Origin of the sequence: Chitinophaga sp. CCNWYY40, assembly GCF_037483205.1 — a bacterium.
Lineage (GTDB): Bacteria > Bacteroidota > Bacteroidia > Chitinophagales > Chitinophagaceae > Chitinophaga > Chitinophaga ginsengisegetis.
In genome coordinates, this window is record NZ_JBBHLF010000004.1 from 478,525 (window position 1) to 494,991 (window position 16,467).

Genomic DNA, 16,467 nt, shown 5'->3' on the forward strand with positions numbered 1-16,467 from the left:
GCGGCGTTAAATGAGCAACACCAACTCATTTAACGCCGCCGTTTTTTATAGCATGCCGGGGGTATTATTAAAACAGGCGTATAGCCCCCTTCCTTCACCTGTTTTGCGCAGATCGCGCAGGAATTCCCCATTCCAAAAATATTTTTTCGTTCCGGCTACGTAGTCTGTCTTTCACAAACGTATTACCTATTTATCAACCAATTACTATTCTTTCACCCTTCAATTTTAATACATGCACTAAAGCAGTACCTGGGACATAGTAATTCCATTGAGAACGCACGATTCTCTTCAAAACGGCCACAGTAGAACATTTATGAAAACCTGGTTCATTTAATTAAAAGAGCAGGCAAAGAAAATATCCGTAGTCAGCGCATAATGTCGCTTTAAACATTATCAACCAGATAATCTCTACCGTAGGCTTTAATGAAGTTCAGATAAACTTCACCTGGACGTCGGCGCACTGTTACCGGATTTTTTGCCAGGGATGAACAGCATGCTGTGCCACATCATATTCCGACCTATGGACAAGTAACCAAATAGGATATTCTAAACAATCCTTTAATAATTCCACTATGAACATGCGAAAGATTTTCTACACTTTACTGCTAACAATTTTTTACTTAACCGGCTCGCAGGCCATACGCGCGCAAACGTATACCTGGAACCAGGTCCGGATAGGCGGGTCCGGCTCGTTGCCCTCTTTTGTGGCGCACCCGATGGTACCTGATCTTTATTTCATCACCACCGATGTAGGCACTCCATACCGATGGAATAAAACCCTGCAGAAGTGGGAGCATTTAATGCTATTTAAAAAAATACCCGTCAACTACTGGAACTGGGAAGTTAACCAGCGTTGCGGCAGCATCGGGGTAGATCCCAGCGATGCCACCGGCAATATTCTTTATGCGACCGTGGAAAATGGCGCCGGTCCTTCGCCTGGCAAAGGTTCAAGCTCGCTGGGTACTATCATGAAGAGTACCGACAGGGGTGACTCCTGGACCGACCTCAATGTTCCCATCGTTGTACATCCCAACAGTACGCAGAATTACGGGGATCGTATTCAGGTAGACCCTTCCAATGGTAACAATGTATGGGTGGTTACAGACCAGAATGGCGCCTGGAAAACGGAGAATGCCGGCGCCAGCTGGTCGCAGGTAAGCGCCGTCACAGCAACAGGTGTCTGCTCTTTTATTCTTTTCGACAAAAGTTCCGGTACGGTTTCCATAAACGGCCAGAATGTTAGCAAGCGCATTTACATCGGCAAGTCCACAGGTATACTCATATCTGATGACGGTGGTGCTTCTTTCACACTGATGAGTAACAGCCCCCAGTTTTCTGCCCGGGCCACGATTCACGCAGATGGAACCCTGTACGTATCTGCCGGAACAGAGAATCAAAAAAAAGGCGTCTACAAGTATAAGAACGGTAGCTGGCAGGACGTCTCTCCTGTAACTTTAGATCCTGATCCTATTAACAGCGATAGGTACTTCTCCAAAGTAGCGGTGAACCCCGCTAATTCAAATGATATTGTTGTAAGCACCCGTGGCAGCTGGCAAAAAGATCCTTATTATATTTCAAGGCAGGGCGGCGCCCCCGGCTCCTATACACAGGGAAAAATTACCCGCGATAATTCTGAAGCGCCGCACTCGGCGAATGACGGGTTATATTACAATTCGCCAGGGCATAATGCTGCTGCTTTTACCTGGGACCCTTTTTACCCAAACAGGATATGGATCAATGATATGCTGGACGTGCTCTGCACCGATAATATCTTTGACCCCATTTCCAACTGGAAGATCCGCGTGGTGGGCCTGGAAGAAATCGTGATAACAGGTCCTATGTCAGCTCCTCCCAGTGGCAAGAACCTGTTGCTCACCGCTACTGCAGATGTGGGAGGCGCCCATCACCGTTCCCTTACGGAGCCGCTGAACCAGGGCGCCGTTTCCGGCACCGCGCTGCATTACGGCATCTACTCCGCGTTTAATATGCAGGGTGTTGCTTTCCAGTATACCGACCCTGATTTTATTGTTCGGGTAGGCTGCGACGGCCCGGCGGCTTCGGAAATCGATAAATCGCGCGCGGGTTACTCCACCGATGGTGGCGATACCTATACGCTTTTTCCAAAATCGCCTGGCTTACGTGGGCGTGTAGCCGTATCCGCTAACCGCAGAAACATCCTCTGGCTTACCCAAATAGATGCGAATGCTCCCGGTAATGTTTACTGGTCAGAAGACCTGGGCACCACCTGGACAAAATCCACCGGTACTTCTTCGGGCATCTTACCCTCGGGCCCGCAGTTCAACCTGTATCCCGGGCAAAACCATCTCGTAGCGGATAAGGTGAACGGCGATTATTTCTATATATGGGACCGTGGTTCCTTTTATGTAAGCGCCAATGGCGGGAGATCATTCCAGAAAACAACCGCCACAGGTCTTACTGCAAACGCAGGCAGCAATCCCAATGGCTCTTCTTATGCCACTACCTCCAACATTGAAGCAACGCCGGGGAAAACAGGAGATGTATGGATCGCATTTTACGATGACGCCTATCCTCAATACGCCGCTCTTTATCATACCTCAGACACCGGTAAAACATTCAGTAAGGTGGGTGGCGAAAATTTCAAACCCAAGTGGATAGCTGCCGCCATGTCCGACACCACCGCCAATGCGCACCTGGCTTTGTACGCCACCGCCCAGGTCCTTCCCATCAATGGCATCACCTACGGCGCCTTCCGCTCAGATGATACCGGCCGTACCTGGACCACCATCCTGGACCGGGTCCCAGGCGTAGTGCAGAATATTACAGCAGACAATAAGGGAAGAATGTTTCTTGCCATCAGCGGGAATGGCATCTTTTTCGGCTCCCCGGTAGCCGGCCCTGTTCAGTCGGTAGAAATAGTCAACCCCGCATCAGACACTATTGTAAAAGGATTCTCTGTGAAGCTGAACACAAAGCTCACGCCTACGTATCCCACCAATCCGGCTGTTACCTGGAGCTCCTCTGATACCGCCGTCGCTAAAGTGGATCTGGTCGGGAAGGTGACCGGCATTAATGCAGGTACCGTTACTATTACCGTTACATCGGTCGATGGAGGAAAAACAGATACAAGACAGATCGTCGTCGTTCCTCCCACTATATCCACCGGTATCACGATAGACAGTGTGGCGTATGGTACCATGAATACACCTAAGCAGATCACTGCTGCTATTACACCCGCTAATACCACCAATAAAACCCTGAACTGGTCCGTGGCGGATAGTACTATTGCAAAAGTGGATGCCAACGGCGTGGTTACCGGCTTAAAACTGGGCACTACCACTCTCACCATTTCCACCGCAGACGGAGGCGCCACTAAAACCGTGCAGCTGGTCGTGAATACCATTGTAACAGCCATTAATGCAGGTACAACAGCCACCACGGGAAGTCCGGCAACGCCACTCCAGAATACGGCGGTCGGCCAGTATATACCCGAAGGGCCTACCGGAACCGATAAACTATGGCATGCAGGGTATACCTGGAGCGTTCGTAACGCGGCAACGATGGACCAGAGCCAGGTAACAGCACCTGCTCCCAGCCAGGTATATGAGTATATGCGCATCGGTAAAATTAGTGCGAGCCAGCTGCGTTATTTCTTCCGCAACCTGATTCCAAATGCCAACTACTCGCTGCGCCTGCACTTTGTTGAGCCCAGCAATACCGACAAAGCCAACCGGGTGTTTAATGTGAAAACCAGCGGCGACAGCCTCATTAACTTCAACATTTACCAGGCTGCAGGCAATAAACTGAATACAGTGATCACGCGCACCCTGCAGGCAAAAGCTGACAACGCAGGTGTAATCACTGTGATGTTCATTCCTAAAACTGGCACCGGCGATCCTTACAGCGCATCTATAGCCGCCCTTGAGGTATCTATCATCCCACTCCAGGGAATCAGCATCAGTTCAGACAGCAGCAATCTTTATGTAAGCTATACGGATACGCTGAAACTGACCACTACACCGGCAAATGCTACCAACCGCAACCTGGTGTACAAATCTTCCAATGACGCCATCGCTACTGTAGACCTGAATGGCGTGGTAACAGGAAAAGCTGCCGGCACGGTTACCATCACCGCTACCTCTGCGGAAAGCAGTTTTACCGCTGCCAAAACCTATACGGTGATCTACATACCTGTTACATCCTTAACGCTGGATAGCACTTCGGCTAATGTGTTTGCAGGATCAACCCTCCAGCTGAATGCCACCATCAACCCGGCCAAAGCCAGCAATAAAGGAGTAGTATGGACATCCTCAGATACAACCATCGCCAAAGTAAGCAGCAATGGCACTATCAGCGGTATCAAACAAGGCGACGTAATAGTAACCGCCACCTCGGTCGATAACCCGCTTATTGCTGTACAGGCCAATATTCATGTAGCCAATGTGCTGGCTACCGGTCTTACGTTGCAACCATCTACCGCCATTATCGGGGAGAAGGATACACTACGGGTAAAAGTTAACTTCCTGCCTGCTAATACCACCATTAAAAAAGTAAGCTGGAGTAGTTCCAATGTAACAGTAGCTACCGTCGACAGTACCGGTCTTGTCACCGCTATTAAACAAGGCGCCGCTACCATTAACGTCAATACCCGGGACAGCTCAGGCGTTTCAGCTGCCTTGCCGGTAACAGTGGTGCCGTTTGATTCATGTGGAGGAATACCCAATTATGGTTTTGAAAGTGGACTTATTAACTGGATAGCTTATAAAGACCGCATTGCTACAGTAGGCGCTGCATACACCGTTAGCGGGAAAGGCCATTCCGGCGACAAAGCCACCACAATGGGTTTCACTACAGCAAACACCTCTTTGAACATACAAGATTCCATACCAGTGAGAGGCGGCAGCGTTATCGTATTTAGTCAATGGGTTAAAGTAGAAAAAGACGCCAGTGGTTATCCCTGGTGGTCAGGATATGGTATTGGGTTTGTAGATAGCCTGGGCGCTCCTACGGATACCGTTTATTCAAAACAGATAGACAATGTGGCCGCATACCGGGAGAACTGGGCCCAGATAAGAGATACCATCAATGTGCCCGACAGTGCAACAGGGCTTACTTACTGGGTATCCAAAGTTGGACCCGGCACAGTATGGGTGGATGACTATTGTATAGAAGTTTTAAAGACAAATAAATCGGCCGTTTATGGTATCAACGCGGGCACTACGCTTACGCCTCCCGGCCCGTATGCAAATACCACCTTTGCGCAATATGTTCCGGAAGGACCCACCGGTACCGATAAGCTATGGCATGCAGGCTATACCTGGGTACAAAGAGTGACTTCCCCCGTAAATGTGTCATATGTAACCGACCCCGCTCCACCACAGGTATACGAGTATATACGCGTGTTCAAAAGCAATGTCTCCCAGATGCGTTATTACCTGCGTGGACTCACTCCTAACACCACGTATAATATCCGGATGCATTTCGTTGAAGCACAGGAGACGGAAAAAAACAAAAGGATATTCAGTGTAAAAGCCAGCAACGGCCTTGACAGCCTTACAGACTTTAATATCTACCAGGCCGCAGGCAACAGGTTGAATACCGCTGTTATACGGACCATCAGGGCAACAGCAAACAGCACGGGTCTGATAACGGTAATGTTTTATCCTAAAACAGGGTTGTATGATCCTTATAGCGGCTCAATAGCTGCCATCGAAGTGCGGACATTAACAGCTGCAGATTCCCTGGAAAGTATAACGGAAAATCAAAACAGCATCTCCGTGGTGGATAACAAATTAAACAACCATGGCAAACTGGATTTTACAACGGAAGTATATCCGAATCCTTCCGGTGGCGTGTTTAATGTAAAAATGACTTCTTCCTCGAAAGCACCGGCGCTGCTTATTATTGTTAATAACACCGGCAACATCATTTATTCTGCAAAGATAAATACCGGTGCCTATTACCAGGTTGGTCAAAACCTGCAACCAGGTATTTATTATATCAATATTAGTCAGGGCCCTCAAAGCAAGACGATGAAAGTAGTGAAACAATAACTTTGTTTTAAGAAAAAAGAGAACGTCCAAATGGACGTTCTCTTTTTTTAAGCTATTACCTGGAAGTGATGTCGCCTCTATGAAATATCTTTTCTAATTCTTTATGCAATTGTTCCCCGCGTAAGCCTTTAGCCACAATTTTCCCGTTTGGATCAATCAGAAAATTCTCGGGAATTGACTGGATCATATATTTGCTACCGGCTTCATTTTTCCAGCCCTTCAAATCGGAAACCTGTAACCAGGGTAACTTGTCTGCCTTCACCGCTTTCAACCATGCTGCCCGGTTTTCATCCAATGATACGGATAATATTTCAAGGCCTTTTTTATTAAAAGTGTTGTAGGCTTTGAGCACATTGGGATTTTCAGCACGGCAAGGGCCACACCAGGACGCCCAGAAATCCAACAGCACATATTTGCCGGCATAATCGGACAGTTTAACGATCTTGCCATCAACACCAGGTTGACTAAAATCAATTGCCTGTATACCGGGTCCAATTTGTAACCGCTTTCTTTGATCAGCTATTGCACTGATAATATTTTTTGCCAGGAAAGATGATTGAAGTTGTTTATCGAACTTCTTCAATTCATTCTCCAGTTCCGTCAGCCCGCTTTCTTCACGGGGTATGTAATCACTTAAAAGGTACAGATTAACAAAACTGGCAGGATGCGTACTTGTGTATTCTCTCATATAATCAGTATACTTTTCCATCGCTGCTGTTCCTTCCTTTCTGAGGGCGGCAAGTTTCGCGGTATCATTTTTTTTCATGGCTACTTCATACTGCCTCCTTATTTCAGTTCTTCCTGAAATGTTGTTCGCATTTTCAAATAACCCGGCATATTCATCCTGTACTGCAGATCCTTTTATTTGCGGATCCTTTACTGAATTTTCATCCGGGCTGTATTTGCCGGTAACAGAGATATTTGAATTTTCAAGAAACATCATCAGGACAACAGGGGAATTACGTTCTCCGGGCTTACAGAAAATATAGGCCATGGAAGGTTCATCAACATTTCCCGTGAATATAAAACGGCCATCAGTTAGTTTGGCGGAATCCGTTGTGTAGGCACCGTTACGTACTATTCCTGAAAGGTAAACATACCCTGCTGTAAAGTTCTTCCCTTTAGCATATCCGGCCTTACTCACCAGGCCTTCAATATTACCGGTTAAGGTATATTTTGCATTTTTTTTCTGCTGTCCGGACGCGGTCAGGGAAAATAATATAAAACCGAGGAAAAAAAATAGTCTATTGCTGTTCATACTTGTAGTTAATAATAGAAAATGAAAAAAATTATTGCCTATCTCAGTTAGCTGATCTGTAGCTGAGATTTATAATCTCACCAAACCCGGTGAATTTCTTAACATAGGTGTGATTGATAATATCTCCCAGATTATCCAGGTCGAAATAATATACTTCCCCCGCAGTTCCTGTGTTAGTAGCCACCACAATTCTTTTACTGGTGATGGACAACATTTTCAGGTCTTTTATTTTTACGCCGTCGGGAAACGTGTATACCATTTTCGAAGAATTCGCCAGTATATCATAGAGATAAATTTTATTACCTGCAGCATAATAAAGATGCTTTACAACCCCGGAAGCAGCAAAAGCGGAGGCTTTCTCTATGTCCGGACTATTGCCGATCTGCTGGCTTAATTCCGGGGTTGCCCCTTTAAGCGAGTACAGGTAGCGGATACCGGCATCATCCTGCATAACAAAGTAGATTTCATCAGATGAAATTACAGACTGCGTTCCATAGTCCCAGCCAATCATCTTCTTTCCAACATCAGCCATATTGAAAACAGCGCCCGGACTCGCAGATACAGGACTCAACATTCTGTCGCCCAGCGGAACAGACATAAATCGCCTGTACTTATTATCATAAAATAAGGTGACAGCAGTGGCGGAGTTTATCACCACCGGGAAAAGGGTATAATCACCTGTTAATCTTTCAGAATAAGGCTTCAACACATCCTGGGGATAAAACAAAGGTCCGATGCCTGCATACAGTCCTCCGTCAGCGACAATATACTGATCGTAAGGTATTTTACTCATGGCATACGCGCATGAAGCAGAAAATTGCTTCGGCTCCGGAAAAATATCTGCTGTAGTACCATTCTGAATAAAATTGTCGGCATTGAACCTGTAAACACCCTGGTCTGTATAAAACATCACCAGCGCAAGATTTGCATAGCTACTGGTAATACCGGCATTGACCCCCAGGGCCTTTCCAGGGTAAGTAGTCTTGTTCACATCTTCCGCCGGAGAAAAAAACACGGAATCGTTTGCCCGGATAAAAGACAACCGGGCCTTCCCATCCTGGTTTGCAGCCACCAGCCACCCCTCATAAAATGCTCCGTTTACAGTAAGCGGATACAACATAAAAGAAGATATACCCGTCTTCACACTTGTTACGGTATATATCAGGTCATATGAGCCTGGTGACAGGTTAACTGCCACTTTCAGGTCTTTCTTATCAGATAATATCACGGCATTTTCTCCTACCATATAGGCCTTCCACTCATAAGTATAACTATCCCCTGAAGGTATAGACTCTGTCAGTTGTGTTTGAATACTAAGTGTATCCAGTTGTGTTATCACAAATGACGAATCAGCTGTTTTGATGGAAACTGTGTTTAGTTTATCATAAACAAACCGCTGATTATCCTTTTGACAGGAAGCCCAGGCCAGCGCCAATATTGCGAGGAATGCTCTGAATATATATTTACGCATGAATTTAATTTTGAGTTGAACTAAAAGGTGACCACGTTGCCGGATTCATCTATCAATGGCCCATTGACGGCTTCATATTCGGCAAGGGCATTTCGTAATTTAACCGGCAAATTGTAATAACCATCCACGCCGATTGCATCGGAAGAAAAATCAGAAAGACCGGTAACTTGCACCATAAACCTGAACTTACGCTCACTGAATGCTCCGAATGCACTCTCTACCTCGTCCCAATAAGAAGGTTTAATGATCTTGTTACTCACGTCAATGATAATTTTTTCGAGGCTGGTTGTTCCTCCGGTCTCACGCCCTGTGGCGCCTACCTGAAAATCCTTACCCGGGGCAACCTGGGCAACAAGCCGGAAAGTGGTGGTAGTCATCTCCGGTGAATTCAACAGCACCACAGGATACAGCACAGTTAAAGCGCCGGCCGGCAACGTAATTTCCGGTAGCTCGTAGTCTTTACCCTGCCTGGCTGTTGACCCCGCGCCTGCTGTTACGGAAATAACCCGGGGATAGTCGGCTGCCGCGCCTACCACACGCATTTTAAGAAAAACGGTATCCCTGTTTTTGAGAACCGGGGAATACGCAAAGGAATAACTGAGGCTGTCTGCTTCATACTCATCTACATAAAATGTAATCCCGTCGGGACCTTTATAGGTTGATATATTCTCCTTTTTACAGGCTGCCATCAGAAACAATATGTTGAGAAATAACAGGTACTTCATAAAACAGGATTTATCAGTTGTAGTTAGGATTAAATTCCAGTTCAGACTCAGGTATAGGAAGCACATACTTACTAAGCGGAATCTCAGCGGTCATAAACAGCATTTTGGTTATCTTTTTTCGTTTATAGTAAAAGAATAACTGCCCTTCCGCGTAAAACTCCTTCTGATACTCTTTAGTGATTTCTTTCTCCAGTATTTGCTGGGTAATGGTACCTGCCTGAAGCTCAGGCAGCGCCCTGTTTTTCCGCACTGTATTCAGATAACCGGCGCCTTCTTCCGGTGTTACAGCCGCTTCCGCCATGATATAGTACATTTCAGATAAACGGATGGCTGGTACATGCTGATCCAGTCTGTTTGAATCCAGTGTATTAAACTGATATGTCTGCCAGAATTTAGAAGGAAAGGGGACGCCTCCGTCCTGTTCAATACGGTAAAGAAATCTGAAATCAGTGGCGCCGCCTGCTGCAGTTTCATAAAGTGTGCTAAAGTTGCCGGCACTTCTTGTCAGCTTCTGGCTGGCGCTTCCGTTAAAGCGGAAATATTGCCGTTCCGCCCAGTTCTTTATATCACGCACACGGATACAAAATATCTCTTCATCAATATAAAGACGATCCCGGTAACCTGCGGCGGATGAAGCGGCATAAGGGGTTACAAACGGGAATTTACCGGAGTTCACTACCACAGCAGCTGCCTGGAAAGCGCCCTGTTTGTCTCCTGCGTAAATGCAGATCCTTGCCTCCAGGGCCTTTACAGCAAAATAATTCATCCTGATGCGCCTGTTCTGTGAACCAGTTAAAACAGGATCAGCATCTTTCATCAGATCTGCCGCCTCGCTAAGATCTGCGAGCGCCAATGTCACTACTTCCGACGTAACAGAAGGTATTTTTGCGTATTGGTCAACGGTGGTTTTATAGGGGATAGCCTTCATCGCTGCGCCTGTGGTATACTCAGGACCAAACATTCGCAATACTTCAAAGTGAAGGAATGCCCTGAGCGCAAGCGCCTCTCCCCGTATAAGCGCATAGCTGGTGGCAGAGAGAACATCTTTTCTTTTTTCAGTGCTGGCAATGATCTTGTTTACACCGGCGATGGCAGCATATGCCGTATCCCAGATATTATTGGTATATCCAATTACCTCTGCAGATGCAAAGTTCAATGCCCGTGTTTGAACAAATGGCGCGCCGGCTCCGGACACTGCGTAGTTTTGCGCCAGTGCTGACACAAATCCCATTGACAGGTTGTCGCCATATAATGCCCGGCTGGCCAGCTGGGAATATACACCGGTAAGCGCCTGTTGGAAACCAATTTCAGAAGCGAACAGCTGATCTTCCGAAATAACGGATTTAGGCTTTACATCCAGGAATTTTTTACAGCTGCTGAACACCAAAGATGCGACCAGGCATATTATTATAGTCAAACTCTTTTTCATATTCATAATTTTAAAAGCCGGCTCTGAGTGAAAGGGAATAAGTACGGGCAAATGGATTGCTGGTACCACGTTCTATCTGAATACTGCTTGCACGGAAAAAGTCATTGGTGATGGCTGTTACCTGTAAGCTCCGCATGCCAAGTTTCTTTATAAGCGGACTCCTGTAAAAGTTATATCCGAAGGAGGCCGAACTAAGTGTCAGGTTGTTATCGTTTTGAACAAAACGGGAGGTCAGGCGGGTAGGTTGGGTGGAAACACCGATACGTGTATATGGGCTTACATCTCCCGGGCCGGACCAGCCGAGATCATATGCCCTCCGGTCTACGTTAAACGCGGGATTCACTGATTCAACACGGTCTATCAGTGTCTGATTATAGAGCTGGCCACCACATTGGTAATTGAAGATCAGGTTGACCTCAAAGCCCTTCAGCATAAAGTTGGTGCCAAAATTACCATTCCATTTAGGCTGGTTAATGCCCACCGGTACTTTATCTGCTGCGTCCCAGGTGAAAGTTCTTTTTCCGTCTTTTGTAAGATAGACTTCCGAACCGGTTGCCGGGTCTACACCCAGCGAACGAACCGCATAAATGGTGTTAATAGATTCTCCTTCTTCAAACAGTATATTGGGAGTGACCTGATCACTATTAGCCACATTGAGTTTATTATTGGAAGCCTTCAATTTATTGGATAACTCTTTCAGAATATTTTTATTGGTGAATCCATTTACGTTCACTGACCATAAGAGCCCCTTAGCGGGCTTCTCCAGGATTTTATAGCGTACAGAGAATTCGAGCCCTGTATTCTGGATCTGGCCTAAATTCTCCGCAAAACTGCTAAAGCCTGTGGATGGAGCAAGGGTGATCTGTGTCAGCGAATTTTTGGTATTCTCACGATACAAGTCCAACCGGAGATCCAGTTTCTCTCTTAATAATACCGCATCCATACCAACATTCGCCTTATACACATTCTGCCAGCTCAGGAACTCGTTGCCCAGCCCGATGAGGACCGCTCCCAGTTCTCCGAAATAGCTGGTATTTACACCAAAGTTATACCGGGATTGGGCGCTGTAAGCCGGAATATTGAGTGAACCCGTAGAACCGTAACTGGCTCTCAGTTTAAGCCTGTTCACCAGGCTGCTTTTATTGAAAAATGCTTCATTATGGATATTCCAGCCAATACCTGCCGACCAGAATGTTCCAAATTTCTTTTCAGTTCCATATTGTGATGATCCGTCCCGGCGGGCGGAAACATCGGCCAGGAAACGGTTGTCATAACTATAACTTCCACTGTATACCACACCCACTCTCCTGATGGTGCTCTCATCTCCTGTTGGTCGTCCGTTTGTCTCGTACTGCGCAGCAAACAACAGGTTATCCAGTTTATCAAAAGGGAAACCTTCAGTCACTACTGAATAATAGTTGTTATTACTGCTGGAAACATTAAACCCAAGCATTGAAAACAACTGGTGAGGTCCCCGTGAGATATTGAGGTTAGCGGTTGTCAGGCTCTCATAGTTAAAACTATTTTCATTTCTTACGGTATAACTTCCCTTTCTGCTGAGGTCCGTTATCTCTGCAAAACGGGAATCCTGGGCGGAATAAAACTGGTCTCCCGAGGCATTCTGTTTATTAATACTCAGGCTTGTTTCCATGTACAGGAATGGTACCGGCGTATAACGCATCTGGAAGTTATTGGAAATACCAAAGTACTGGTTGCTGTTCACAGAATGAAGACCCGCATCATACGCGGGATTCGCTTGCCTGTAGTAGGTGTTATTTATCCACAGATTCTCCAGCATTTGCTTTGGTTTTCCTTTCTCATCGTAAGGGGCCCAATACGGATTCATTGTTACATATTCACTGAAGTTGCCGTAAGGAGATTCATTTGACTTATTCTGGAAGATGCGGACAGAGTTTTTAAACTGTAGTTTATTGACTACGTAGTTAAGATCAAACTGCCCGGAATAATTTTTCCGGTCCTGTCCTTTCATTACGCCTGATTGCAAGTCGGCAGAAAACTGTAACCCATACCGGATCGATTGGTCGCCGCCCTGCAGGTATAATGAACTACGGTTACTAATGCCATCCTGAACCGGGATCCTGAGCCAGTCAGTATTCACCCCGCTTTTCATGGCTTTATATCTTTCATTACGCAACACGTTGAGTTTGTGCTGTGCCTGCGAACTTGTAGAAGTATATACCCCCGCCCGTTGTTCGAAATCAAGTTTTTCTTCAGCATCTAAAAGATGATATACAGACAGGTCCGGCGAGGTAAACCTGAAATCATTGTTGAATGTTACCTGGATCCTGCCAGGTTTTGGTGTAACAGTAGTAACCACCATTACCCCGTTTGCTCCGCGGGAACCATAGATGGCAGTGGCAGACGCATCTTTCAGCAAAGTGATACTGTTGATCAGGTTCATGTCCAGGTCCACGATACGCTGGAGCGTTACTTCAAATCCATCAAGGATAAATAACGGTGCATTAGGATTGGCAGACAGCTCACCAGTGAGATTGGGAAATGAATTTTGCCCGCGCATCTGGATTTCAGGAAGCTGGTTAATATTGCCGCCGGCAACATTGTTGGGTACAATCCTGAGAGAAGGATCAAGTGCCGACACCGCTGCAAACACATTATTGGCGCTCACCTTTTTCAATTCCGCACCGGAAATTGTTTTCGATGCCCCGGTAAAATTATTGCCCGAGCGCTGGAAAAGCCCGGTTACCACTACTCCTTCAATGCCTTTGATCAGCCGGGCCAGGCGCACATTTACCATACCGGAAGACAGCATGCGAAAATTGCTTTGGGCATTGCCTTCGGTTTGATCAGGTTGCCCGTTGCCTGTTATAAGGCGTATCGGATCGGTGGCAATAGTGTTATTGTCCAGCAGGCGAAGCCCCATTGGCATATAACCGATAGATGAAATAACAATGCTGGCATTATCCGGTAAACCATTCAGCTGGAAACGGCCTTGTCCGTCGGTGGAAGTAGCAATCGTTGTTTTCACTACCATCACTGTTGCCCCCGGAAGCGGGTTTCCGTCAAGATCTGTTACCTGTCCGGAAAGTGAAGCTGCGGGGGTGCTCACCTCCTTCTTTTCCGGTAATGGCGCCTGAGCTTTCATCTGTAGTGCAATCGTATTATCATCCAGCTCATAGGTGAAAGGAGTTTCTTTAAGCAACTCGTCCAGGAATTGCTTAAGAGGCATATTCTTCGCCGCAATGGTGATACTACGGGATTCCATCAGCCGCTGAATTTCGCGGCTTTTAAAAAAAGTGTAATAGCCCGTCTGTTGTTCCAGTGCATTTAAAGCCTTTATCAACGGTGCTTTTTTTGCAGAAAAAGTAACCGATTGGGCCAGCCCGGATGCAGATACCTGTAGAAGAGCTCCTGTTAAAAGGAGGATGGTTAATTTCATTACCAGCAACGTTTGGTTGATAATCTTTTTTTTCCGGACCGCCGCCATATGGCACGCGCCGGAAATGCTTAGCTGATAAGCAGTTTTTTGCATAATTTGCAGGTGTTTGGTTGATAAATTGAGCCGCACGCTCTTTAATGACTAAACCTTATACCGGAAGTGGCTCCAATCACTTCCGGTTTTTTCTTTTGGTTGGCACTTGTTTTTTCTTACATATACTTCTTCCTGAAGTGTTATTTTCTTTCTGTTATTATTAGTTTACGGCCTTCTGCCAGGCGGAAATCAAGTCCCGTACCATCCATTAGCCTGACCAGTGTTTTCAGGCTGACCTTCCGGCTTATTTTGCCGCCAAATGGGATCTGCGAAATATGCTGATCATAAGTTACCTCTATATCATACCAGCGCTCCAGCTGTGCAGCCAATTCCTCTATGGTAGTATTATTGAAATCAAAGGCGCCGTTTTTCCAGGCAATAGCCTTATTGATATCTGCATTATCAACAACGGTAATATCGCCGGCTATACTGGCTTCCTGCCCGGGTACCAGGACAGCAGCTGCCTTCCCGCTGCGGATATTTACCTTACCTGTTATAAGCGTGGCTTTTGCCCGTGGCTGACCGGCATATGCGTTTATATTAAAAGAAGTACCCAGCACCAACACTTCGGTTTTATTATTAACCAATACCTTAAAAGGTTGGGATGCATTCTCTGCCACTTCAAAATAAGCCTCCCCTGTTAGCTGCACCTGGCGCTCCTTTCCCGAAAATTGAACGGGAAAACGAAGTGAGGACTCCGCGTTAATCCAAACCTTTGAACCGTCCGGTAAAACAATGGAGAACTGTCTTCCTCTTGGTGTAAGCACCGTATTCAGCGCTTCTGCACCTGCTTCATCAAGTGCACCATGTTCATAGGCCAACGCCCCGTTATTCAATACGATGTCAACTCCTGCCTGGGAGGCCACTGTTCCGTTACCCGCAGTATCCAGCACTATTTTACTGCCGTTTGCCAGCATAAGCACCGCACCAGGCCGTCCCGCTGCAACGTCCTGTACAGCTACCTGGTTCTCCCGGACCTGCCCCGTTTTCAACCGGTTAACGGTATACCAGCCAATAGTCAGTATAACAAGCACGGCGGCAGCAGCAGCCAGCCATCTCCGCTTTTCAGGCATGATTCTTCTTACAGGCGCTTCTGCTTCAATTTGCCGGAGTATTTCCCCGAACACAACCTGTTGCCGGGTTTTATCCCACTGCTGCTCCCCTGATTCAAGCGAAGCCTGCACAGAGGCTTTCACGGTTTCATCGTAAACACCCGTATTTACAGCTGCGGTAAGTTCAGACAACTCGCCGGCGGAAATTTCATTCTTCCGGTATTTATCCAGTAAGGATTGGAAATAAATCTCATCCATAAACAGCTTTTAAAGCGGTACAATATAAAGACGACAGCCACACAAAAAGTGGGTAGCTGAATTTGAAAAAATTTTTGGGTTGACGATTATTGCATCAGTAACACCAACAAAATCATTATTATCTCGGGGTCTTCTATATGGGCCATTACATAGTGACGAACCGCACGGGTAGCCAGTTTCAGGTGGGTGCGAACAGTCTGGATACTAATCCCCATTTGTTCTGCGATATCGGCATGGGGAATGCCCGATTCTTTTGCCAGTTGAAATATAATACGTTGCTGCGGGGTAAGGGTTTCAACCGCTTGCTTCAAAATCCCCGAATATTCTTTGGCTGCTAAAATCTTAATAGGCGAATCCGGGCCGTCGTGAAGCAATTCGCCCAATTGCAGCTGGTGATGCAGCTGACGCGCACGCGCTTTAAAGGTGTCGAAAATAATATTCCGCGCAAGTATATACAGATAATGTTCCGGTTTTTCAAGTGTTCCCGGCTTGGTACGGTTCTCCCACATACGCATAAAAACAAGCTGCACAATATCTTCACATAACGACTGATCCCCTTTGGTAAACACCATAGCGGTATTATATACTGCAGCGCTATATTTATCATAGAAAATGGAGAATTGCCTTACATCTTCTTCCGGGATTTTCCTATCACTGGCTATATTGATATGATCATGCTGATTGCCCAACCTTTCGCGTTTGGCCAAATTTAGAAAAAAACCATGAATAGT

General features: G+C 46.4%; 8 protein-coding genes. 1 reads left to right on the forward strand and 7 read right to left on the reverse strand.

Translation table 11 applies throughout. From position 1 onward, the window contains the following. Positions 1 to 578: 578 nt before the first annotated feature. A complete protein-coding gene (locus V7S65_RS16730) occupies positions 579 to 6,032 on the forward strand; it encodes an Ig-like domain-containing protein (RefSeq protein ID WP_336387342.1) in 5,454 nt (1,817 codons plus the stop codon). A gap of 55 nt (positions 6,033 to 6,087) precedes the next feature. Here the strand turns inward: V7S65_RS16730 and V7S65_RS16735 are convergent, their stop codons facing one another. From V7S65_RS16735 to V7S65_RS16765, 7 genes are all read right to left on the reverse strand, one after another. After that, on the reverse strand, positions 6,088 to 7,290 hold the full coding sequence (locus V7S65_RS16735) for a TlpA disulfide reductase family protein (protein ID WP_336387343.1): 1,203 nt from the start codon (positions 7,288 to 7,290) through the stop codon (positions 6,088 to 6,090). 43 nt (positions 7,291 to 7,333) lie between these two features. Next, on the reverse strand, positions 7,334 to 8,761 hold the full coding sequence (locus tag V7S65_RS16740) for a PKD-like family lipoprotein (RefSeq protein ID WP_336387344.1): 1,428 nt from the start codon (positions 8,759 to 8,761) through the stop codon (positions 7,334 to 7,336). 20 nt (positions 8,762 to 8,781) lie between these two features. Continuing rightward, a complete protein-coding gene (locus V7S65_RS16745) occupies positions 8,782 to 9,486 on the reverse strand; it encodes a DUF4843 domain-containing protein (protein ID WP_336387345.1) in 705 nt (234 codons plus the stop codon). A 13-nt stretch (positions 9,487 to 9,499) separates the two neighbouring features. Next, positions 9,500 to 10,915, reverse strand: a complete 1,416-nt coding sequence (locus V7S65_RS16750; RefSeq protein ID WP_336387346.1) for a RagB/SusD family nutrient uptake outer membrane protein — start codon at positions 10,913 to 10,915, stop codon at positions 9,500 to 9,502. Positions 10,916 to 10,925: 10 nt separating this feature from the next. Further along, on the reverse strand, positions 10,926 to 14,426 hold the full coding sequence (locus V7S65_RS16755; protein WP_336387347.1) for a SusC/RagA family TonB-linked outer membrane protein: 3,501 nt from the start codon (positions 14,424 to 14,426) through the stop codon (positions 10,926 to 10,928). A gap of 140 nt (positions 14,427 to 14,566) precedes the next feature. Further along, complete coding sequence (locus V7S65_RS16760) at positions 14,567 to 15,736, reverse strand: FecR family protein (RefSeq protein ID WP_336387348.1); 1,170 nt, start codon at positions 15,734 to 15,736, stop codon at positions 14,567 to 14,569. Between the two features lie 86 nt (positions 15,737 to 15,822). Then, complete coding sequence (locus V7S65_RS16765) at positions 15,823 to 16,443, reverse strand: RNA polymerase sigma factor (RefSeq protein WP_168771234.1); 621 nt, start codon at positions 16,441 to 16,443, stop codon at positions 15,823 to 15,825. Positions 16,444 to 16,467: the final 24 nt, after the last annotated feature.